This is a genomic window from Pseudomonas sp. COW5 (assembly GCF_026240005.1).
Lineage (GTDB): Bacteria > Pseudomonadota > Gammaproteobacteria > Pseudomonadales > Pseudomonadaceae > Aquipseudomonas > Aquipseudomonas kribbensis.
The window spans coordinates 2,667,938-2,690,184 of record NZ_JAPHVP010000001.1 but is presented as its reverse complement, the minus strand read 5'-3'; the positions used below and the strand labels follow the sequence as shown (position 1 = coordinate 2,690,184).

Below are 22,247 nucleotides of genomic sequence, written 5' to 3'. Positions count from 1 at the left end.
AGCGAGCCTGACCAACAGGCCGCGACAATGATTTCAAAGGAGTGACCATGCGTTTTCTGCCTGGCCTGATCTGCCTGCTTCCCCTTCTGAGCCCTCTGGCTCACGCCGAACTGATTGATGACGTCAACGACCGTGGCGAGTTGCGCATAGCCCTAGAGGCTAATACACCGCCCTTCAATTTCAAGGACGGCGACACACTCACGGGGTTCGAGGTCGAGCTTGGGCAACAGCTGGCCAACGAGCTGGATGTGCGCGCCGACTTCATCGTCACCGACGAAGCCGATCTGCTCCAGGGCGTCGAAAGCGGCAAGTACGACGTCGCGCTCAACCACATAGCACTGACCCCGGAACTCAAGGATCGTTTCGACGTGAGCCAACCTTACACGCAGGTCAATGCGCATCTGCTGGCGAAAAAGGATGAACAGCCCCGCCCGCTGGTATTGGTCCAGGCGCTGACGGAAGAGAAACCGAAGGTCGGGCCGCCGGTGGATCTGGCGATTCCGTTTCAGAAGGGCAATCCGGCGTTTCAGGCGAGTCTGGAGAATGCGTTGCAGCGGATCAGGGCGGACGGGCGGCTGGAGGCGTTGTCGCAGAAGTGGTTGAAACCTTGACCCCCCCCTCACCCTAACCCTCCCGAAACGTCGGACCGCCCGGAGGGAGAGGGGACTGATTGGGGGATGCTCTAGAAATCCGCCGACCTGAAGTTGCTCTGCTGAATCCATAATCGACTGGTTTTTTCAGGTCGATATAACTCACCAGACAATGCGGTCGGCCCCCTCTCCCTCCGGGAGAGGGCTGGGGTGAGGGCAGCGCTCTCGGATCAGCCGAATATTTCCAAAGCCACCGCTGCTTCAACCAGCTCCAGTTCACTGAAGACTTGTACACCATGACGCTTGAGTAGAGCAGCAGTAACCCCCTCACCACTCACCTTCACCCCACTGAACGTCCCGTCATAGGTCAGCAGATTCCCGCACGAAGGGCTGTTGGCCTTGAGCACCACCACGCGAATCCCGTGTTTCTGCACCAGCTCCAGCGCCTGGCGGGCGCCATCGAGAAACTGCGCACTGACGTCCTCGCCTTCGGTGGTGATCACCGCTGCAAGGCCATCGAGCACTTCACTGCCCTGCCCGCCCGGAATCTCCGCCGCCGCCCGAGGCGTCGGCAGACCACCAGCGACTTCCGGGCACAACGGTACGACGCGTCCCTCATTGATCCACTGTTCCAGCAGATCGAACGGCCCGCTGGCCCCACCGTCGTAACGCACGCGATGGCCGAGCAGGCAGCGACTGACGAGGATCTTCTGCATCTCAGAACGGCTCGTTGCCACGGCGGCGAAACCAGCCTGTCAGCGACAAGCGCTCGCGCTGCGCCGGCAACACTTCATGAGGGACTTCACCGGAGAGGAACACCACCAGACAACCGCCGGTGGGTTGCACGTCATGGACCCGGTCACCTTCCAGATACATGCGCAACTGCCCGCCATCCTCCGGCAGCCAGCCATCGTTGAGGTAGATCACCGCCGAAACCATGCGCCGGTCATCGTCGCGAAAACGGTCGACGTGCTTGCGGTAGAACGCACCCGACGGGTACAGGGCGAAATGGCATTCGAAGTCTTCCAGACCGAGGAACAGCCCGCGATTGAGGGCCTCGCGCAGGCTGTCCATCAGGTTCAGATAACGGTCGCTGGCCTCGGCCTGGCCGGGATCGATCCATTGGATATGGTCGCCGCGAATGCCCTCGCGGACCTCCGAAAACGGCCCGCGTCCGACGCCCGCCGGTGCCAGCTCACCTTCGGCCTCACGTTTACGGCACTCGGCGGCCAGCGCGCGGGTCAGATCCGCAGGCAGGAATATGTTCTGCTGCGACCAGCCACGCTCGGCCAGGTCGTCGACGATACGTAACAGCAGCGGGTGTTCAGAGGATATTTGCATGGCGCGCATAGTATGCCTGCGGCAAGAATTCCGACAGAGCCACGCGGCGGCTTGATACGAATTCTCGACAAGTACTGGCACCGCACGGAGAATAGTCCGCTGCCGACAGGAGTCCCTATGCGCCGTTTGCTTTTTTCACTGTTGATGTTCTGCGTTTTGCCCGCCTGGGCAGACGGCCACGACCAGTTGTACAAGGTCGCCGGCTGGCCGGACCAACGTGCGCATTTCAATGACGCCCTGAGTGCCGCGCAACAGCGCTATCAGAGCAGCCTGCCGCCGGCGGTGTTTCAGGCGTTGGTGAACAACAGCAATCAGCGTTTTGCTCCGCAGGCCGTGGATCAACGCGCCGAAGCGCAACTGCGCAAGAACCTCGCCGATCCGAAACCGGCCTTGTCGTTTTTCCAGTCACCGCTGGGCAAAAAGATCGTCGCCGCCGAACTGCTGGCGACCCGTCGCGATCAATTGGCGAAAAACGCCAAGGGCCTGCCGAAGATGCCGGCCAGCGACAGTCGCCTGCTGATCATCGGCCACCTCGCCCAGGCCCTGCCCGCCCGCGAGGCCGGTGCCGAAGTCAGCCTGGCGATTGCCGGTGTGGCGGCGGACAGTTTGAGTTCGATGATTCCCGGCCTGCTCGGTGGCGGTCAGGCGCAAGGCATGTTGAACGGTCAACGCCAGCGTCTGATGGATCAGATCGGTGCCGACTTGAACAACACGCTGCTGTACGTTTATCGCGATCTGTCGGATGAAGAACTGGAAGAGTTCGCGACCTTCGCCGAATCCACCGAAGGCAAGGCCTACTATCAGGCCGCGCTGGCGGCGATTCGTGCCGGGCTGGCCGTGGGGCAAAGCACCTCGAACCTCAGCCAGTAATTTTTATGACCTGACAGACCGCCTTCGCGAGCAAGCCCGCTCCCACATTCGACCGAGTTGATGCTGGATGAGTACGGTTAAATGTGGGAGCGGGCTTGCTCGCGAAAGGGCCATCAGGATCACTGGGAATGACGGCCCTTGATCCGCTTGTTCAAGAACTCGAAATACTCCTCGCGCATCTCTGCCGTTTCATTGGCCAGGTGATGCCGCGCCTCGGCCAGCAGCAGAATCTGCGGCCGGTCGAATTTCCATTTCATCACTTGCAGGTTGTGCTGCCAGTCCACGGTCATGTCCGCCTGCCCCTGGACGATCAGCGGCCGGCGCGGACTTTTCTTCGCGTATTCCACCCGTTTGATCCAGCGTGACAGCGCCCCGACCCACGCCGTCGGCAGACGTTTAGGCTGCAACGGATCGGCCTGCAGGAACGGCAGGAAATCCGGGTCGTTGGAGTTCTCGCTGAAACGCCGGGCGATGCCCCGGACGAAGGGCCGCAGCAGGTAATAACTGAACTGCGACCAACCCCAGGCCCGTGGACGCACCAGCGGCGCCAGCAAAATCAACTGGCCCTGGGCCGGGCTGCTCTCACCGTGATTGAGCACGTGATCGACAATGATCGCCCCGCCGGTGCTTTGCCCGCACAGGTGCCACGGCTGCGGCAACGCAATCGAGCGCGCCTCGGCGAACAGGCCTTGCAGCGCATCCTGATATTCGGAGAAATCGCGGATGCTCGCCCGTGGCCCGCTCGACAGACCATGCCCGGGCAAGTCACAGGCAATCACTGCGAACCCCAGATCCAGCGCCCACTCGATCACATGCCGGTAGAGGCCGGTGTGATCATAAAAACCGTGCACCAGAAACAGCGTGGCCTTGGCCGTTTCCGCCGGCCACCAGCAATGGCTGACGAGTTCGTAACCATCGACATCGAAGCGACCCATGCCACGCCAGACATCGCGCTCCGGGAAGTCGGTCTGGTAGTACCGCTGATACGCCTTCGCCTCCTCGGACAACGGCTGCCACTCGGCCAACGGCTTGAGGCTCGCACGCAGATGATCGGGATCGAAAGCAACAGACATGGGCAATTCCAGAACGGTAAACAGACTTTATCGGCCTGCGATATTCATCTGTAGAAGCAAGCATGGCAAGCTAGCGCGCTCTCGAGGAACCAAATCCATGCGCCCGCCCTACCGCACTGCACTGTTTGCCAGCCTGCTCGCCATCGTGTGTGCCGGCGTGCTGTGGGCTGCGTACGACTGGTTTCAGGGCCGCTACCTGCGGGCGTTCAGCGAACATACCGCGGTGTTTTCCGGCGATCCGCTGCGTCTGCCCGACGACCTCGCCGGCCCCGGCAATATCCGCCTGGTGCACTTCTGGGACCCGGCCTGCCCATGCAACGTCGGCAATCAACAGCACCTGACCGAGATGGTCGAACAGTTCGGCCCCAAGGGCGTGGAGTTCTTCGCCGTGCAGAAGACCGGCAGCCACGGTCAGTTACCCGCCACGCTGAGCCAGTTGAAAACCATCGCGGTGTTGCCCGGTTCAGAACAGATTCCCGCCAGCCCGGCCGTGGCGATTTGGGATCGCAGCGGCAAACTGGCTTACTTCGGCCCGTACAGCGAAGGCCTGACGTGCAACTCCAGCAACAGTTTTATTGAACCGATCCTGCAGGCGTTGAGTGATGATCGTCCGGTGAATGCCACCCACACGCTCGCGGTCGGTTGCTACTGCCCGTGGCCGGTGGAGACGAAGTAAGGCATTCCGGACATTTCAAGGACAGCGATGCACGGCACACGAGGCGTGTGCTAATTGTTTGCAGCCCGACGGGCGGCAATCCCGAATGCACAAGGAGTCACCATGAAACGCGTCTTCACCGTTCTTGCCTTGCTCATCGTTGTCCTGCTCGCCGCCGGCGGCTGGTACGTGTACAGCAAGCAACCGACGCGTCAGGGCCAGGTGGAGTTGCGCAACCTGCAAGGCTCGGTGACCGTGCGTTACGACGAGCGCGGCGTGCCGCACATCCGTGCCGAAAACGAAACCGACCTCTATCGTGCCCTCGGTTATGTGCACGCCCAGGACCGGTTGTTCCAGATGGAAGCCATGCGCCGTCTAGCCCGTGGCGAACTGGCCGAAGTGCTGGGGCCGAAGCTGCTCGACACCGACAAGTTATTCCGCAGCCTGCGCATCCGCGAACGCGCCGCCAGTTACGTGGCCGGCCTCGACAAGCAGTCACCGGCGTGGAAGGCCCTGCAAGCCTATCTGGACGGCATCAACCAGTATCAGGACTCGCACGCCGCCCCGGTCGAGTTCGACGTGCTGGGCATCCCCAAGCGGCCGTTCACTGCCGAAGACACCATCAGCGTCGCCGGCTACATGGCTTACAGCTTCGCCGCCGCGTTTCGCACCGAACCGCTGCTGACCTACGTGCGCGATCAACTGGGCGCCGATTACCTCAACGTCTTCGACCTCGACTGGCAGCCCAAGGGCGTGCTCGCCAAGGGCCGTGCCGGCACTCCACCGGCCCTCGCTGCCGATGACTGGAAAGACCTGAACGCCCTCGCCCGCCTCAGTGAGCAGGCACTGATCGACAACGGCCTGCCGCAGTTCGAAGGCAGCAACGCCTGGGTGATTGCCGGCAGTCGCAGCAAGGGCGGCAAGGCTTTGCTGGCCGGCGACCCGCACATCCGCTTCTCGGTGCCATCGGTGTGGTACGAAGCGCAGCTGTCGGCACCGGGTTTTGAACTTTACGGCCATCATCAGGCGCTGGTGCCGTTTGCGTTCCTGGGACACAACCTGGATTTCGGCTGGAGCCTGACCATGTTCCAGAACGATGACCTGGACCTGATCGCCGAGAAGGTCAATCCGGACAACCCGAATCAGGTCTGGTATCACGGCCAGTGGACGGACATGGTCAGCACCGAGCAGCAGATCGCGGTGAAAGGCCAGGCCCCGGTGACTATCACCCTGCGTCAGTCGCCCCACGGGCCGATCGTCAACGACGCCCTCGGCAGCGCCGCCGGGAAAACCCCGATTGCCATGTGGTGGGCGTTCCTCGAAACGCCGAACCCGATCCTCGAAGGTTTCTACCAGCTCAACCGCGCCGACACCCTGGCCAAGGCCCGCGCCGCAGCAGCCAAGGTGCAGGCACCGGGGCTGAACATCGTCTACGCCAACGCCAAGGGCGATATCGCCTGGTGGGCCTCGGCGCTGCTGCCCAAGCGGCCGGCCGGGGTCAAACCCGAGTTCATCCTCGATGGCAGCAGCAATCAGGCGGACAAGGACGGCTACTTCCCGTTCAGCGCCAACCCGCAGGAAGAGAACCCGGCGCGGGGCTATATCGTCTCGGCCAACTTCCAGCCCGTGTCGCCGACCGGCATGGAGATTCCCGGTTACTACAACCTCGCCGACCGCGGCCAGCAGCTCAACCGCCAGCTCGCCGACAAGAACGTGAAGTGGGACAACGAAGCCAACCAGAAGCTGCAACTGGGCACCACCACCGGTTATGGCCCGCGCGTGCTGGCGCCGCTGTTGCCGGTATTGCGTGAAGTGGTGACCGACCCGGCACAGCTGAAACTGGTCGAGCAACTGGCGCAGTGGCAAGGCGACTACCCGCTGGATTCCGTCAGCGCGACGGTGTTCAACCAGTTCCTCTACGACCTGGCCGACGCGGCGATGCGCGATGAGCTGGGCAACGACATGTTCGAGACCCTGCTGTCGACCCGCGTGCTCGACGCAGCGCTGCCGCGACTGGCGGCGAACGCCGATTCACCGTGGTGGGACAACCGCAACACCCCGGGCAAGGAAACCCGCGCCGACACCGTGCGCACCGCGTGGCAGGCCAGCATCACGCATCTGAAGCAGACCCTCGGCGATGATGCTTCCGGCTGGCAATGGGGCAAGGCGCACACGCTGACCCATGGTCATCCGTTGGGGCAGCAGAAGCCGCTGGACCGGATTTTCAACGTCGGCCCGTTTGCCGCCCCCGGCTCCCATGAAGTGCCTAACAACCTCTCGGCGAAGATCGGCCCGGCACCGTGGCCGGTGACCTACGGCCCGTCGACCCGGCGACTGGTGGACTTCGCCGATCCGGCCCACAGCCTGACCATCAACCCGGTCGGCCAGAGCGGCGTGCCGTTCGACAGCCACTATGACGATCAGGCGGAGGCGTATGTGGACGGGCTGTATGTGCAGGCGCATTTCAGTGATGAAGAGGTGACGGCGAATACGCGGAGTACGTTGAAATTGCTGCCAAAGCGCGCCGAGCCTTAAAAGCTGCCCTCACCCCAGCCCTCTCCCGGGGGGAGAGGGAGCCGACCGAGGTGTCCCACGTCATACATCGACTTGAAAGATCCAGTCGACTATGGATTCGACAAAGCTCTTTCAGGTCGGCGAAATTATCGAACACCCCCCAATCGGCCCCCTCTCCCTCCGGGAGAGGGCTGGGGTGAGGGGGTAGCGATCTCAAGCCAACCTCAGCTCAAACCATCGCCGCAAAATTCAACCGAAACTGCTGCGGCGTCACCCCCAACCGGCGGTTGAACACGCTGCGCATGTGTTGCGCATCGCGAAACCCGCATTGATACGCCACAGTCTTCAGCGGCGCCGTGGTGCTTTCGAGCATCACCCGCGCCGCATCCACCCGCGCCCGTTCGACGAATTCCGCCGGGGTGACTTTCGCCTCCCGGGTAAACACCCGGGAGAAATTCCGCGCACTCATGTTCGCGGCATTCGCCAGGTCGGCGATGGTCAGGTCGCCGGTGAGGTTGGCCAGCACATACAGCTGCACCATCGCCACTGCCGACGTCGGTTCGGCGTGAGGCGTGAGGAACGGGCTGAATTGCGACTGCCCGCCCGAGCGCTGGGTAAACACCACCAGCCGCTTGGCCACGCTCAGCGCCACTTCGGCTCCGTAGTCACGCGCCAACAGGTACAGCGACAGATCGATCCCCGCCGTCACACCTGCCGAGGTGTAGAGCTGACCGTCCTCGACATACAACCGATCGGCCTCGACCCGGCTCGACGGGCACAACTGCGCCAGCGCCTCAGCGTCGTTCCAGTGAGTGGTAACCGTGCGCCCTTCCAGCAACCCGGCACGCGCCAGCATAAACGCACCGTTGCAGATCGAGCCGAATCGCCGCGCCCGCCCGCAGGCCTCGCGCAACCACGCATCGAACGCCTCACCGAAATCCAGGAACGGCAACTGCGGTCCGCCGGCCACCAGCAGCAAGTCATAAGCTTCCCGCACGTCGCTGAAATGCCGATGAGCACTCAGGGTCAGCCCGTTGGAACACGCCATCGGCCCGCGCTCGACGCCGATCACTTCGAGCCGGTAATGATCCTCCGCCGCCAGAAAGCGATTGGCCTCGGCGAACACGTCCATGGGCCCGCTGACGTCCAGTGCCTGCACGCCGGGGAACACCACGATGGCGACGGTTTTGTTCATGGCGATGTCGGCTCCCTGGGAATGGCTAATCAGCGCCAACCCTAGCCAATCCGCGCCGCAGAAGCGAGCTGGCACGATTTGCAGGTGGAATGGCAAGGATCGCAGCCATGGATCGATTGTCCGGGTTTGCCCCCAAGAACAGACTTTCCCCATCAGCGCCGCAACGGCGTTTTCGACGAGGAAGCTCAACATGACCACGACTATCGCCGGTATCAAGATCCCCGACAGTGCCCTGGCCCGGGCCACCACCGAGTACATCCGCGACATCGAATCCGATCTGCTTTACCACCACTCGCGCCGGGTGTTTCTGTTCGGTGCCTTGAGCGGCGAACGCCGGCAACTGGCCTACGATCCGGAACTGCTGTACGTCGGCGCGATGTTCCACGATCTGGGTCTGGTCGAAGGACACCGCAGCGAAGACGAGCGCTTCGAAGTCGATGGCGCCAACGCAGCCGCCGCGTTTCTCAAGCCTTACGGGTTGAGCGACGACGACATCGAACAGGTCTGGCTGTCGATCGCCCTGCACACCACGCCGGGCGTGCCGAAGCATTTGCGTCCGACCGTGGCGCTGGTGACGGCGGGTGTCGAGATGGATGTGCTGGGCATGGACTACGCGGCATTCACCACGGTGCAGCGCGAGGCGGTGGTGCATGCGCACCCACGGGGCGAGGGTTTCAAGGAATGCATCATCTGCGCGTTTGCCGACGGCTTGCGTCATCGCCCGCAGACCACGTTTGGCAATGTGAAGACCGATGTGCTGAAAGATCAGGTGCCGGGGTTCAAGCCGATGAATTTCGTCGAGGTCATTCGCCAGTCTCCGTGGATTTCCTGACGGGCATAAAAAACCTCGCGGCCGTTACCGGTCGCGAGGTTTTTGTGTTTGCAGACTTAAGCCGCTTCCGGCGTCTGCGCCCGGCGCACGTCCGGTTGCTTCCACGAATCGGCAGCGCTTTCTTCGATGGCTTGCTGGATCGCCTTGCGGCGCGCTTCTTCGGCACGACGGCTGAAGAACCAGACCATGAAGGTCACCAGCGAAACAGCCAACAGAATCAGGCTGGCCACGGCGTTGATCTCGGGCTTCACGCCCAGACGCACGGCCGAGAACACTTCCATCGGCAGGGTCGTCGAGCCCGGGCCGGAGACGAAGCTCGCCAGCACCAGGTCGTCCAGCGACAGGGCGAACGACATCATGCCGCCCGCCGCCAGCGACGGCGCGATCATCGGGATGGTGATCAGGAAGAACACCTTCCACGGCCGCGCCCCCAGGTCCATCGCCGCTTCTTCGATCGACAGGTCCAGCTCACGCAGGCGCGCCGACACCACCACCGCCACATACGCCGCACAGAACGTCGTGTGGGCGATCCAGATGGTGACGATGCCACGCTCCTGGGGCCAGCCGATCATCTGCGCCATGGCCACGAACAGCAGCAACAGCGACAGACCGGTAATTACTTCAGGCATCACCAGCGGCGCGGTGACCAGACCGCCGAACAGCGTGCGGCCCTTGAAGCGGGTGATGCGGGTCAGCACGAATGCCGCCAGCGTACCCAGCGCCACGGCCGCAACGGCGGTGTAGCAGGCGATTTCCAGCGAGCGCACCACCGAGCCCATCAACTGGGTGTTGTCGAGCAGGCCGACGTACCACTTGATCGACCAGCCGCCCCAGACCGTCACCAGCTTCGAGGCGTTGAACGAGTAGATCACCAGGATCAGCATCGGCAGGTAGATGAACAACAGGCCGAGCACCAGCATCAGGCTGGAGAAACGGAAGCGCTTCATTCTTTACCCTCCATTTCCTTGGCCTGACTGCGGTTGAACAGGATGATCGGCACGATCAGGATCGCCAGCATCACCACCGCCAGGGCGGACGCCACCGGCCAGTCACGGTTGTTGAAGAACTCTTGCCAGAGCACTTTACCGATCATCAGGGTTTCCGGACCACCGAGCAGCTCCGGGATCACGAACTCGCCCACCACCGGGATGAACACCAGCATGCAGCCGGCGATGATGCCGTTCTTGGACAGCGGAACAGTGATTTTCCAGAAGCTGTTGAAGGTACTCGAACCCAGGTCGGACGCGGCCTCCAGCAGACTGGTGTCGTGTTTCACCAGGTTAGCGTACAGCGGCAGGATCATGAACGGCAGATACGAATAGACGACGCCGATGTACACCGCGAGGTTGGTGTTGAGGATCTGCAGCGGCTCGTCGATCAAGCCCATGCTCATCAGGAAACCGTTGAGCAGGCCGTTGTTGCTGAGGATGCCCATCCACGCGTAAACGCGGATCAGGATCGCGGTCCAGGTCGGCATCATGATCAGCAGCACCAGCACCGTCTGCACTTCCTTGCGGGCACTGGCGATGGCGTAGGCCATCGGGTAGCCGATCAGCAGGCACAGCAGCGTGCTGAAGAACGCCATCTTCAGCGATCCGAGGTACGCCGAGATGTACAGTTCGTCGTCGCCGAGCATCGCGTAGTTGCCCAGGTTCAGCAGCAATTGCAGCTTCTGCTCGGCGTAGGTGTAGATCTCGGTGTACGGCGGGATGGCCACGTCTGCTTCGGCGAAGCTGATCTTCAGAACGATGAAGAACGGCAGCATGAAGAACAGGAACAGCCAGATGAACGGCACCCCGATGACCAGTTGGCGGCCACCGGGAATTATTCGATTGAGCCGGCGTTTGAATTTGCGCATGTTCATGAGCGAAGTACCACGCCGCTGTCATCTTCCCAGTACACGTAGACCTGATCGCCCCAGGTCGGACGTGCGCCACGACGTTCGGCGTTGGCCACGAACGACTGCACCAGCTTGCCGCTCGGCAGTTCGACGTAGAACACCGAGTGCCCGCCGAGGTAGGCGATGTCGTGCACCTTGCCGCTGGACCAGTTGTATTCGCAGTTCGGCATTTCGGCGGTGACCAGCAGTTTTTCCGGACGGATCGCGTAGGTCACGGACTTGTCCTGCACCGAGGTGCTGATGCCGTGGCCGACGTAGATCTGCCGGTCGAGGTCCTTGCAGGTGATGGTCGCGTGGCCTTCGGCGTCGTCGATCACTTCGCCTTCGAAGATGTTCACGTTGCCGATGAATTCGCAGACCAGACGGCTGGTCGGGGTTTCGTAGATGTCGATCGGGCTGCCGATCTGGGCGATCCAGCCCAGGTGCATGATCGCAATGCGCTCGGCCATGGTCATGGCCTCTTCCTGGTCGTGGGTCACCATCACGCAGGTCACGCCGACGCGCTCGATGATCTCAACCAGCTCAAGCTGCATCTGCGAACGCAGTTTCTTGTCCAGTGCGCCCATCGGCTCGTCGAGCAGCAGCAGCTTCGGCCGCTTGGCCAGGGAGCGCGCCAGCGCCACACGCTGACGCTGGCCGCCGGACAACTGGTGCGGTTTGCGCTTGGCGTACTGGCTCATCTGCACCAGCTTGAGCATCTCGGCTACGCGGGCGTCGATCTCGGCTGCAGGGATCTTGTCCTGCTTGAGGCCGAACGCGATGTTCTGCGCCACGGTCATGTGCGGGAACAGAGCGTAGGACTGGAACATCATGTTGATCGGTCGCTCGTACGGCGGCATGTCGGTGATGTCGACGCCGTCGAGGAAAATGCGCCCCTCCGTGGGCCGTTCGAACCCTGCCAGCATCCGCAGCAGAGTGGATTTGCCCGATCCCGAACCGCCGAGCAGGGCGAAGATTTCGCCCTTCTTGATTTCCAGGGACACATCGTCCACGGCAACCGTCTCGTCGAACTTCTTCGTGACCCGGTCGATTTTAACCAGCACCTGTTTCGGTGTCTGGTCGCCCTCGAGGGCTTTCTTATAGGCGCCGGAGGCAACTGCCATTTACGAAACTCCCAGAAAAAAAAGAGTGCAGTTCGCCCACGCAAGACGAACCCAGGATGGTTTGCGCGTTATTTACCCGACTTGACCTTGGTCCAGCTGCGGGTCATCAAACGCTGAATATTCGGTGGCAACTCGATCGACACATAGGTCTTGTCGAGGACGGCCTGCGGTGGATAAACCGCTTCGTCGGTGCGGATGGACTGCTCCATCAGCTTGTCCGAACCCGGGTTGGGGTTGGCGTAACCGACGTAATCACTGACCTGGGCAATCACCTCAGGTTTCAGCAAATAGTTGATGAAGGCGTGGGCCTCTTTGACGTTGGCCGAATCCTTCGGAATCGCCAGCATGTCGAACCAGAGCGCACCGCCCTCTTTCGGGATGGCGTAGGCGATGTTGACGCCCTTCTTGGCTTCTTCGGCACGGTGCTTGGCCTGGAAGATGTCGCCGGAGAAGCCGATGGCCACGCAGATGTCGCCGTTGGCCAGGTCGCCGATGTATTTCGAGGAGTGGAAGTAGGTCACGTAAGGACGCACCGCCAGCAATTTGGCCGTGGCTTTCTCGTAATCCTTGGGATCGGTGCTGTTGGCGTTCAGGCCCATGTAGTTGAGCACGGTCGGCATCATTTCATCGGCCGAATCGAGAAACGCCACGCCGCAGCTGTGCAGCTTCTTGATGTTCTCGGGCTCGAACAGCACGCTCCAGGAGTCGATCTTGTCGACGCCGAGCACGGCCTTCACTTTGTCGACGTTGTAGCCGATGCCGTTGGTGCCCCACAGGTACGGCACGGCGTACTGGTTGCCCGGGTCGTTCTGTTCCAGGCGCTTGAGCAGCACCGGATCGAGATTGGCGTAGTTCGTCAGTTGCGCCTTGTCGAGCTTCTGGAACGCGCCCGCCTTGATCTGCTTGCCGAGGAAGTGGTTCGACGGCACGACCACGTCGTAACCGGTACGCCCGGCGAGCAGTTTGCCTTCCAGGGTTTCGTTGGAATCGAACACGTCGTAGACCGGTTTGATCCCGGTTTCTTTCTGGAAATCGGCCAGGGTGGTCTCGCCGATGTAATCCGACCAGTTATAAATATGCACAGTACCGGCGGCTTGGGCACCGACAGCGAACGTCAGGCCGGCAGCGGCCAGCAGGGCATTGCGCAAAGAAGAAAAAATAGGCAAGTGGAGGTCCTCTAATTTAGTTGGGCCCAAGTTGCCCCGCGCTGCATGACAGTCACGGTTGCCCGGCAACAAAACCGGCGCGCAACTTACCCTCGAAAAACCGTTCCAGCAAAACTTTCTGTCATTTAATTGCACCGCTGGCCGCCCGGGTGAAGGCGACGGCCAGCGGTTGCGGCTTCAAACCGGCTTATTTGCCGGATTTGATCTTGGTCCAGCTGCGCGTCATTTCACGCTGGGTTGCCGCCGGCAGATCGGCGATCGCATACAGCTTGGCCTGCACGTCGGCTGGCGGGTAGATGCCTGGATCGCTGGTGATGTCTTTCTCTACCAGTGGTGTTGCAGCAGCGTTACCGTTCGGGAAGCGTACGGCGTTGGTGATGCCGGCCATGACTTCAGGCTTCTGCAGGAAGGTCATGAACTTGTAGGCGCCTTCAACGTTTTCGGCATCCTTCGGAATGGCGACCATGTCGAAGAAGCTGCCAGCGCCTTCCTTCGGAATGGCGTAGCTGACTTTCACCTTGTCACCGGCCTCGGCGGCACGGGACTTGGCCTGCTGCACGTCACCCGAGTAGCCGACCGCTACGCAGATGTTGCCGTTGGCCAGGTCCGAGATGTACTTGGAGGAGTGGAAGTAGGTGATCGAAGGACGAATCTTGAGGAACAGGTCCTCGGCTTTCTTGATGTCTTCTTTCTTCTGGGAGTCGGTTGGCAGGCCCAGGTAGTGCAGCGCGACCGGCAGCATTTCGGTCGGCGAATCGAGGAAGCTCACGCCGCAGCCCTTGAGCTTGGCGATGTTTTCCGGCTTCAGCAGCACGTCCCAGGAATCGATCTTGTCGACGCCCAGCGCAGCCTTGACCTTCTCCGGGTTGTAGCCGATGCCGATCGAACCCCACATGTACGGGAAGGCGTGCTTGTTGTCCGGGTCGCTGACCGACACGGCCTTGAGCAGGTCCTGGTTCAGGTTCTTCCAGTTAGGCAGCTTGGAGCGATCCAGTTCCTGGTACACACCGGCCTTGATCTGCTTGGCCAGGAAGTTGTTGGACGGCACGACCACGTCGTAGCCGGACTTGCCCGCCAGCAGCTTGGCTTCCAGGGTTTCGTTGGAATCGAATACGTCGTAGACCACCTTGATCCCCGACTCTTTCTCGAAGTTCGCGATGGTGTCCGGAGCGATGTAGTCGGACCAGTTGTAGACGTGCAGCACTTTGTCGTCCGCGTGAACCGCGCCCGCCATCATGCCCGCGACGGACAGGGCCAGAAGTGTCTTGCCAGCAAGCTTTTTACCTAATGCCTTCATGCGTCATGCTCCAAATTTTTCTTTTTTGAACCACTTTGTTCAGCGGCCGAACCCGGACAACTGGAACCGCGGCTAGTCTGGCAAGATACGAGGCGGTCTTTCAAGAAAAGACCAGCCTTTCCAACTGCTCCGAGCGACAGCGCAACAGCTCCATCGCTCGAAGCCTAGCACTTAGCCCTGCAATGCACTGAGGGTCAGGTCCAGGCACTTGCGTGCCTTGGTCACCAGCTCATCGATCTCCGCCTTGCTGATCACCAGCGGCGGCGCAATGATCATGGTGTCGCCCACGGCGCGCATGATCAGTCCGTTGTCGAAGCAGAACTGGCGGCAGATCATGCCCACACCCTTGCCTTCGTAACGCTTGCGAGTGGCCTTGTCCTGCACCAGCTCGATGGCCCCCAGCAGACCGACCCCGCGCACTTCCCCCACCAACGGGTGATCGTTCAGTTCGCGCAGACGTTTCTGCAAATACGGTGCCGTTTCTTCATGGGCGCGCTCGATGATTTTCTCGTCGCGCAGAATCCGGATGTTTTCCAGACCCACCGCCGCCGCCACCGGGTGACCGGAGTAGGTGAAGCCGTGGTTGAAGTCGCCGCCCTCGTTGAGCACCGCCACCACTTCGTCACGCACGATCAGGCCACCCATCGGGATGTAGCCGGACGTCAGGCCTTTGGCGATGGTCATCATGTGCGGTTTGAGGTCGTAGAAATCGCTGCCGAACCATTCGCCGGTACGGCCGAAACCGCAGATCACTTCGTCCGCCACGAACAGGATGTCGTACTTGGCGAGGATTTCCTTGATGCGCGGCCAGTAGGTGTCTGGCGGAATGATCACGCCGCCGGCGCCCTGGATCGGCTCGGCAATGAAGGCACCGACGTTGTCGACGCCGACTTCCAGAATCTTCTCTTCCAGCTGATTGGCCGCCCAGATCCCGAACTCTTCCGGGGTCATGTCGCCGCCTTCGGCGAACCAGTACGGCTGGGCGATGTGTACGATGCCCGGAATCGGCAGGTCGCCCTGTTCGTGCATGTAGGTCATGCCGCCCAGGCTCGCGCCGGCCACGGTGGAGCCGTGGTAGCCGTTCTTGCGGCTGATGATGACTTTCTTGTTCGGCTGGCCGTTGATCGCCCAGTAGTGGCGAACCATGCGCAGCATGGTGTCGTTGCCTTCGGAGCCGGAACCGGTGAAGAACACGTGGTTCATGCCCTCAGGCGCCACGTCGGCGATGGCCTTGGCCAGTTCCAGTGCCGGCGGGTGCGCGGTCTGGAAGAACAGGTTGTAGTAAGGCAGTTCGCGCATCTGTTTGGCGGCAGCATCCGCCAGTTCATCGCGGCCATAACCGATCGCCACGCACCACAGACCCGCCATGCCATCGAGGATCTTGTTGCCCTCGCTGTCCCACAGGTACACGCCCTTGGCGTTGGTGATGATCCGTGGACCCTTTTCCTTCAGTTGCTTGAAGTCGCTGAACGGGGCCAGGTGGTGCTCGCTGCTGAGGGCTTGCCACTCACGGGTTTGCGGGTTGTTGCTGGTCATGCCAATTCTCCTTGTTATCGGTGAAGGCGCGGCGGCTGGCCACCGCGCCTGGCGTATCAGACGGCGAAGAGCAGGTACTCACGCTCCCAGGAACTGATCACGCGCTTGAAGTTTTCATGCTCGGCCCGCTTGACCGCGACGTAGCCGGTGATGAAGGTCTTGCCCAGGTATTTCTCGATGGTTGCGCTGTTTTCCATACGCTCCAGCGCGTCTTCGATGGTCAGCGGCAGGCGCAGGTTGCGGCGCTCGTAACCACGGCCCACCACTGGCGCGCTCGGGTTGATGCCTTCGACCATGCCGATGTAGCCGCAGAGCAGGCTCGCGGCAATCGCCAGGTACGGGTTGGCGTCGGCGCCCGGCAGGCGGTTTTCCACCCGGCGGTTCTGCGGGCCGGCATCCGGGACGCGCAGGCCCACGGTGCGGTTTTCTTCGCCCCACTCCACGTTCACCGGTGCCGAGGTGTCCGGCAGGAAGCGGCGGAACGAGTTGACGTTCGGTGCGAACAGCGGCAGCAGTTCCGGGATCAGTTTCTGCAGGCCACCGATGTGGTGCAGGAACAGCTGGCTCATGGTGCCGTCGTCATTGGAGAACACGTTCTTGCCGGTCTCGATGTCGATGATGCTCTGGTGCAGGTGCATCGCACTGCCCGGCTCGCCGGTCATCGGCTTGGCCATGAAGGTCGCGGCCACGTTGTGCTTGAGGGCGGCCTCACGCATGGTGCGCTTGAACACCAGAATCTGGTCGGCCAGGGACAGGGCGTCGCCGTGACGGAAGTTGATTTCCATCTGCGCGGTGCCGTCCTCGTGGATCAGCGTGTCGAGGTCCAGTTCCTGCAGTTCGCACCAGTCGTAGACGTCTTCGAACAGCGGATCGAACTCGTTCGCCGCTTCGATGGAGAACGACTGACGACCGATTTCCGGACGCCCGGAACGGCCGACCGGCGGCTGCAATGGATAGTCGGGGTCGTCGCTGCGTTTGGTCAGGTAGAACTCCATTTCCGGCGCCACGATTGGCTGCCAGCCCTTGTCGGCATAGAGTTTCAGGACTTTCTTGAGCACGTTGCGCGGCGACAGCTCGATCGGGTTGCCTTGCTTGTCGTAGGTGTCGTGGATCACCTGGGCGGTCGGCTCGATGGCCCACGGCACCAGGTACACGGCGTTCTGGTCGGGGCGGCAGATCATGTCGATGTCGGCCGGGTCGAGCAGTTCGTAATAGATGTCGTCTTCGACGTAGTCGCCGGTCACGGTCTGCAACAGAACGCTCTCTGGCAGGCGCATGCCTTTTTCGGCGATGAACTTGTTGGTCGGCGAGATCTTGCCCCGGGTGATGCCGGTCAAGTCGCCGATCATGCATTCGACTTCTGTGATCTTGTGGTCTTTCAACCAATCGGTGAGCTGGTCGAGGTTGTTGCTCATAAATGCCTCTGGGCTGAGTCTCCTGACACGTGTCAGGCAGGTTTGACGCACGGGGCGTCGCGTTAAAGGGGGCTTGTTTGCGCGCAGTACCGGCTTACGCCTGGCACCGCGCATCGACAATGAAGGAGGAGCTTACCTGCCCTTTACGCTGGCGTTGCATTTCCTGTGCACATCCAGGGTGTGCAGAATCACGGGCACGGCGACGGGCGCGGTGCAGGCCGGGAGCAGGAAAGAGATCTATATTGAAAGGAGAACCGCTGAAGAGGATGCCCTTCCCCGCGTCCAGAATATCGGACGCCGGCGCCTGATCCGCCATGGACAAAGAGATCGCTGGCAGAATGCGAGCCTGGCTGTCGGCTGCGCTGCGGACGGACGTGTCGCCACTGATGTGATAAGCATGCAGACCGTACTGCACGGAGCAGTCGGTGACGCCGATTAACGGCAGGCGAGACATGAAGCACCCCGGTATTATTGCTGTTATGGGTTTGACCCGAGCTTAGCCTTGTTCATTTTTTTACACAACACCCCCGTAAAAAATACAACACGGCCTGCTCAAGCCTGCGGGTGGCGCGTCTTTCACGGATAAAAAAATGCCCAAAAGTGCCCCATAAATGCCCTCGCGGCGCTTTTTCGGGGCAAAAAAGGCCTCGCTTGACTTCGGCATGCCGTTCGGGTTGACTGAAACCAGAAAAGATCAATGATTGATATTTTTAACAACAAAGGTGTTGCATCATGTCGGTACCCCCGCGTGCCGTTCAGCTTAACGAAGCGAACGCGTTCCTTAAGGAACATCCTGAGGTTCTGTACGTTGACCTTCTGATTGCGGATATGAATGGTGTGGTGCGCGGCAAGCGCATCGAACGCACCAGCCTCCACAAGGTTTACGAGAAAGGCATCAACCTGCCGGCCTCTCTATTTGCTCTGGATATCAATGGTTCGACGGTGGAAAGCACCGGCCTGGGCCTGGACATCGGCGACGCCGACCGTATCTGCTATCCAATCCCCGATACCCTGTGCAACGAGCCATGGCAAAAGCGCCCGACCGCGCAACTGCTGATGACCATGCACGAACTCGAAGGTGACCCTTTCTTCGCCGATCCGCGCGAAGTGCTCCGTCAAGTTGTTGCAAAGTTTGACGAGCTTGGCTTGACCATCTGCGCCGCATTCGAACTCGAGTTCTACCTGATCGACCAGGAAAACGTGAACGGCCGCCCTCAGCCGCCACGCTCGCCGATCTCCGGCAAACGTCCGCATTCGACCCAGGTCTACCTGATCGACGACCTCGACGAATACGTCGACTGCCTCCAGGACATTCTGGAAGGTGCGAAAGAGCAAGGCATTCCGGCTGACGCCATCGTCAAGGAAAGTGCCCCGGCGCAGTTCGAAGTGAACCTGCACCACGTCGCCGACCCGATCAAGGCTTGCGACTACGCGGTACTGCTCAAGCGTCTGATCAAGAACATCGCCTACGACCATGAAATGGACACCACCTTCATGGCCAAGCCGTACCCTGGCCAGGCAGGCAACGGTCTGCATGTGCACATTTCGGTTCTCGACAAAGATGGCAAAAACATTTTTGCCAGCGAGGATCCCGAGCAGAACGCCGCGCTGCGTCACGCGATCGGCGGTGTGCTCGAGACCCTGCCCGCGCAGATGGCTTTCCTCTGCCCCAACGTCAACTCCTACCGTCGTTTCGGCGCACAGTTTTACGTGCCGAACTCGCCGAGCTGGGGCCTGGACAACCGCACCGTGGCCCTGCGCGTACCGACCGGCTCCGCCGACGCGGTCCGCCTGGAACACCGCGTTGCCGGCGCCGATGCCAACCCGTACCTGCTGATGGCTTCGGTACTGGCGGGCGTGCATCACGGCCTGACCAACAAGATCGAGCCACCGGCCCCGACCGAAGGCAACAGCTACGAGCAGAACGAGCAGAGCCTGCCGAACAACTTGCGCGATGCCCTGCGCGAGCTGGACGACAGCGAGGTAATGGCCAAGTACATCGATCCGAAATACATCGATATCTTCGTCGCCTGCAAGGAAAGCGAGCTGGAGGAGTTCGAACACTCCATCTCCGACCTCGAGTACAACTGGTACCTGCACACCGTTTAAGCGGACTGCAGCACATGAAAACGCCGTTGGCTTCCCAGCCCGCGGCGTTTTTTTATTGGCCTCTGTGGCAGAGATTCAAGCTCTGCGTACAATGCCCGCTGCCCCGCAGGAGACTTTCATGACGCGTCCCGCCCCCGTCCGCAAACCCCGTGCCCGCAGTCAGGCGCGGATCGATTCGATACTCGACGCCGCGCGCACGCTGCTGGCCGCCGAGGGTGTGGCGAGCCTGTCGGTCTACAGCGTCGCCGAACGCGCGCAGATCCCGCCCTCCTCGGTCTACCATTTCTTCGCCAGCGTTCCGGCCTTGCTCGAAGGTCTGACGGCGGATGTTCACGCCGCCTTCCGTGCCTGCCTGCAAGCACCGATCGATCACGACGCCCTGCGGGACTGGCGCGACCTGTCCCGGCTGGTCGAACAACGGATGCTGGAGATCTACGACGAAGACGCCGCCGCCCGCCAACTGATCCTCGCGCAACACGGCCTTACCGAAGTGACCCAGGCCGACCGCCAGCACGACCTCGAACTGGGCGACCTGATGCACAAGCTGTTCGACCACCACTTCGAACTGCCCAAGCTGCCGGATGACGTGGACGTGTTCGCGCTGGCCATGGAACTGGGCGACCGCGTCTACGCCCGCTCGGTGCAGCAGCACGGGCAGATCACCCCGCGCATGGCCGAGGAAGGGATGCGCGTGTTCGATGCCTACATCGGGCTGTATCTGCCGCCCTACCTGCCCAAGCGGGTTCTCTAGCGCCGCACGACAGGCACAAAAAACCCCAAAGGGCTCACACCCTCCGGGGTTGTTTTTTACTCACAGTCTTACAACTTGGCGATGGACACCTCGGTGGATTTTACGAAGGCGATCACTTCGCTGCCGACCTCCAGTTCCAGCTCCTTGACCGAACGGGTGGTGATCACCGAAGTGACGATGCCGGAAGCGGTCTGCACGTCGATTTCCGACAGTACGTCGCCGAGAACGATCTCCTTGATCGCGCCTTTGAACTGGTTGCGTACGTTGATGGCTTTGATAGTCATGGCATTGATTCCTGTCGTTTGCTTGAGTTATTGAGCCCAACGCAGTTGCGTAGGCAAGGGTGAAACGGGTTCCGGCGCCGGCGGTTCGCCGGGCAGGGACAACACACGGTTGAGCACTTCGGTTTCCAGCGCTGCCAGCCGATGGGAGCCACGCACCCGAGGGCGTGTCAGCTCCACTTGCAGGTCGAGGCCGACCTCGCCGTCCTCGATCAGAATCACCCGGTCGGCAATCGCCACCGCTTCGCTGACGTCGTGGGTCACCAGTAACACGGTGAAACCATGCTGTTGCCAGAGACGTTCGATCAGTTGCTGCATCTCGATCCGGGTCAACGCGTCCAGTGCGCCCAGCGGCTCGTCGAGCAACAGCAGACGCGGTTGATGGATCAGCGCCCGGGCCAGCGCCACTCGCTGCTTCTGCCCGCCGGACAATGCCGCCGGCCACTCATTGGCGCGATCCGCCAGGCCAACCGCATCCAGCGCCTCAAGAGCTTGCGGACGCCAGTCGCCCTTGAGGCCGAGACCGACGTTGTCGATGATCTTTTTCCACGGCAGCAGCCGCGCTTCCTGGAACATCAATCGGGTGTCTTCCCGCGCATCGCTGAGCGGTGCAGCGCCGGCCAGCAGATCGCCGCCGGTGGGCTGATCGAGGCCGGCGAGCAGGCGCAGCAAAGTACTTTTGCCACAGCCACTGCGCCCGACCACGGCGACGAACTGCCCCGCCGGAATATGCAGGTCGATGTCACGCAGCACCTGCCGCGCGCCGAAGGTCTTCTGCAGATTGCGCACTACCAGCGGAATCCCGCGCAGCAGACGTGGAGGTTGTTGAGCCGTCATGCCGCACCTCCTTTCGCCACTTGATAGGCCGGATGCCAGCGCAACCACACACGTTCAAGGCCACGAGCCGCGAGGTCGGCCAGCTTGCCGAGCACCGCGTAGAGCAGAATCGCCAGCACCACCACGTCGGTCTGCAGGAACTCCCGAGCGTTCATCGCCAGATAACCGATGCCGGAGCTGGCAGAAATGGTTTCCGCCACGATCAGCGTCAGCCACATGAAGCCCAGCGCGAAGCGCACGCCGACCAGAATCGAAGGCAGCGCACCCGGCAGAATCACCTGCCAGAACAGGCTGAAACCGGACAGACCATAACTGCGGGCCATCTCCACCAACGCCGGATCGACGTTGCGGATGCCGTGATAAGTGTTGAGGTAGATCGGGAACAGCGTCCCCAGCGCCACCAGAAAAATCTTCGCCGACTCGTCGATGCCGAACCACAGGATCACCAGCGGAATCAGCGCCAGATGCGGCACGTTGCGGATCATCTGCACCGAGCTGTCAAGCAGGCGCTCGCCCCACTTCGACAGGCCGGTGATGAAGCCCAGCGCCAGGCCGATGCTGCCACCGATGGTGAAGCCCAGCGCCGCGCGCCAGCCACTGATCGCCAGGTGCGTCCAGATTTCACCGCTGCGCACCAGGCTCACGCCGGCTTCGATCACCGCTACCGGTGCCGGCAGAATCCGCGTCGACAACCAGCCCGCCGACACCGACAGCTGCCACACCGCCAGCAGCAACACCGGCAACGCCCAGGGCGCGAGGCTGTGGATGAATTTCTTCATGGC

Annotated in this window: 21 protein-coding genes and 1 pseudogene; 7 read left to right on the top strand and 15 right to left on the bottom strand. The window is 61.5% G+C overall.

Features of this window, described 5'->3' with window-relative positions:
• Window positions 1-47: 47 nt before the first annotated feature.
• On the top strand, window positions 48-611 hold the full coding sequence (locus tag OQ248_RS12205; protein WP_265812951.1) for a transporter substrate-binding domain-containing protein: 564 nt from the start codon (window positions 48-50) through the stop codon (window positions 609-611).
• A gap of 209 nt (window positions 612-820) precedes the next feature.
• Here OQ248_RS12205 and OQ248_RS12200 read toward each other — a convergent pair whose 3' ends face one another.
• A complete protein-coding gene (locus OQ248_RS12200) occupies window positions 821-1,306 on the bottom strand; it encodes a DUF523 domain-containing protein (RefSeq protein ID WP_265812950.1) in 486 nt (161 codons plus the stop codon).
• Window position 1,307: 1 nt separating this feature from the next.
• A complete protein-coding gene (locus tag OQ248_RS12195; protein ID WP_265812949.1) occupies window positions 1,308-1,940 on the bottom strand; it encodes a 2OG-Fe(II) oxygenase in 633 nt (210 codons plus the stop codon).
• Between the two features lie 108 nt (window positions 1,941-2,048).
• On the opposite strand from OQ248_RS12195, the gene OQ248_RS12190 reads away from it, so the two are divergent.
• Window positions 2,049-2,801: a DUF2059 domain-containing protein gene (locus OQ248_RS12190; protein ID WP_085731514.1), complete on the top strand. Its 753-nt coding sequence runs from the start codon at window positions 2,049-2,051 to the stop codon at window positions 2,799-2,801.
• Between the two features lie 119 nt (window positions 2,802-2,920).
• Here the strand turns inward: OQ248_RS12190 and OQ248_RS12185 are convergent, their stop codons facing one another.
• Entirely contained in the window at window positions 2,921-3,874 is a 954-nt protein-coding gene (locus OQ248_RS12185) for an alpha/beta hydrolase (protein WP_265812948.1), read from the bottom strand.
• Window positions 3,875-3,971: 97 nt separating this feature from the next.
• On the opposite strand from OQ248_RS12185, the gene OQ248_RS12180 reads away from it, so the two are divergent.
• Both OQ248_RS12180 and OQ248_RS12175 read left to right on the top strand, forming a co-directional pair.
• Window positions 3,972-4,550, top strand: a complete 579-nt coding sequence (locus OQ248_RS12180; protein ID WP_265812947.1) for a DUF6436 domain-containing protein — start codon at window positions 3,972-3,974, stop codon at window positions 4,548-4,550.
• Window positions 4,551-4,652: 102 nt separating this feature from the next.
• Window positions 4,653-7,064 carry a penicillin acylase family protein gene (locus OQ248_RS12175; RefSeq protein ID WP_265812946.1) on the top strand — a complete coding sequence of 804 codons (2,412 nt, stop codon included), beginning with the start codon at window positions 4,653-4,655 and terminating at the stop codon, window positions 7,062-7,064.
• 208 nt (window positions 7,065-7,272) lie between these two features.
• Here the strand turns inward: OQ248_RS12175 and OQ248_RS12170 are convergent, their stop codons facing one another.
• Window positions 7,273-8,238, bottom strand: a complete 966-nt coding sequence (locus tag OQ248_RS12170) for a GlxA family transcriptional regulator (RefSeq protein WP_265812945.1) — start codon at window positions 8,236-8,238, stop codon at window positions 7,273-7,275.
• A gap of 190 nt (window positions 8,239-8,428) precedes the next feature.
• On the opposite strand from OQ248_RS12170, the gene OQ248_RS12165 reads away from it, so the two are divergent.
• Window positions 8,429-9,070 (top strand): HD domain-containing protein, encoded by a 642-nt coding sequence (locus tag OQ248_RS12165; protein WP_265812944.1) that lies wholly within the window; start codon window positions 8,429-8,431, stop codon window positions 9,068-9,070.
• 56 nt (window positions 9,071-9,126) lie between these two features.
• On the opposite strand, the gene OQ248_RS12160 is transcribed toward OQ248_RS12165, so the two are convergent.
• The 8 genes and pseudogenes from OQ248_RS12160 to OQ248_RS12125 all read right to left on the bottom strand — a co-directional run.
• A complete protein-coding gene (locus OQ248_RS12160) occupies window positions 9,127-10,017 on the bottom strand; it encodes an ABC transporter permease subunit (protein WP_249482978.1) in 891 nt (296 codons plus the stop codon).
• Window positions 10,014-10,895: an ABC transporter permease subunit gene (locus tag OQ248_RS12155; protein ID WP_170931574.1), complete on the bottom strand. Its 882-nt coding sequence runs from the start codon at window positions 10,893-10,895 to the stop codon at window positions 10,014-10,016. The genes OQ248_RS12160 and OQ248_RS12155 overlap by 4 nt, the downstream gene beginning before the upstream one ends.
• Before the next feature lie 35 nt (window positions 10,896-10,930).
• The gene (potA, locus tag OQ248_RS12150; protein ID WP_265812943.1) at window positions 10,931-12,073 is read right to left on the bottom strand and encodes a polyamine ABC transporter ATP-binding protein; all 1,143 of its coding nucleotides are present in this window, start codon (window positions 12,071-12,073) and stop codon (window positions 10,931-10,933) included.
• 68 nt (window positions 12,074-12,141) lie between these two features.
• Window positions 12,142-13,239: a polyamine ABC transporter substrate-binding protein gene (locus OQ248_RS12145; RefSeq protein WP_085708997.1), complete on the bottom strand. Its 1,098-nt coding sequence runs from the start codon at window positions 13,237-13,239 to the stop codon at window positions 12,142-12,144.
• 187 nt (window positions 13,240-13,426) lie between these two features.
• A complete protein-coding gene (locus OQ248_RS12140) occupies window positions 13,427-14,536 on the bottom strand; it encodes a polyamine ABC transporter substrate-binding protein (RefSeq protein WP_085708996.1) in 1,110 nt (369 codons plus the stop codon).
• A gap of 171 nt (window positions 14,537-14,707) precedes the next feature.
• Entirely contained in the window at window positions 14,708-16,072 is a 1,365-nt protein-coding gene (locus tag OQ248_RS12135) for an aspartate aminotransferase family protein (RefSeq protein ID WP_265812942.1), read from the bottom strand.
• Between the two features lie 56 nt (window positions 16,073-16,128).
• Window positions 16,129-17,487: a glutamine synthetase family protein gene (locus OQ248_RS12130; RefSeq protein WP_011336448.1), complete on the bottom strand. Its 1,359-nt coding sequence runs from the start codon at window positions 17,485-17,487 to the stop codon at window positions 16,129-16,131.
• Between the two features lie 229 nt (window positions 17,488-17,716).
• Window positions 17,717-17,941: pseudogene (locus OQ248_RS12125) on the bottom strand (gamma-glutamyl-gamma-aminobutyrate hydrolase family protein); the annotation flags it as partial.
• 278 nt (window positions 17,942-18,219) lie between these two features.
• On the opposite strand from OQ248_RS12125, the gene OQ248_RS12120 reads away from it, so the two are divergent.
• The gene (locus OQ248_RS12120; protein ID WP_085581012.1) at window positions 18,220-19,596 is read left to right on the top strand and encodes a glutamine synthetase family protein; all 1,377 of its coding nucleotides are present in this window, start codon (window positions 18,220-18,222) and stop codon (window positions 19,594-19,596) included.
• 118 nt (window positions 19,597-19,714) lie between these two features.
• The gene (locus OQ248_RS12115) at window positions 19,715-20,347 is read left to right on the top strand and encodes a TetR/AcrR family transcriptional regulator (RefSeq protein WP_102619652.1); all 633 of its coding nucleotides are present in this window, start codon (window positions 19,715-19,717) and stop codon (window positions 20,345-20,347) included.
• A gap of 68 nt (window positions 20,348-20,415) precedes the next feature.
• Here the strand turns inward: OQ248_RS12115 and OQ248_RS12110 are convergent, their stop codons facing one another.
• From OQ248_RS12110 to ssuC, 3 genes are read right to left on the bottom strand one after another with little or no spacing between them, the layout of a single operon-like run.
• Entirely contained in the window at window positions 20,416-20,631 is a 216-nt protein-coding gene (locus OQ248_RS12110; protein WP_007953520.1) for a TOBE domain-containing protein, read from the bottom strand.
• A gap of 27 nt (window positions 20,632-20,658) precedes the next feature.
• Window positions 20,659-21,465, bottom strand: a complete 807-nt coding sequence (ssuB, locus tag OQ248_RS12105) for an aliphatic sulfonates ABC transporter ATP-binding protein (protein ID WP_265812941.1) — start codon at window positions 21,463-21,465, stop codon at window positions 20,659-20,661.
• Window positions 21,462-22,244: an aliphatic sulfonate ABC transporter permease SsuC gene (ssuC, locus tag OQ248_RS12100; protein WP_248739888.1), complete on the bottom strand. Its 783-nt coding sequence runs from the start codon at window positions 22,242-22,244 to the stop codon at window positions 21,462-21,464. Before ssuC ends, ssuB begins: the two co-directional genes overlap by 4 nt.
• Between the last annotated feature and the right edge of the window lie 3 nt (window positions 22,245-22,247).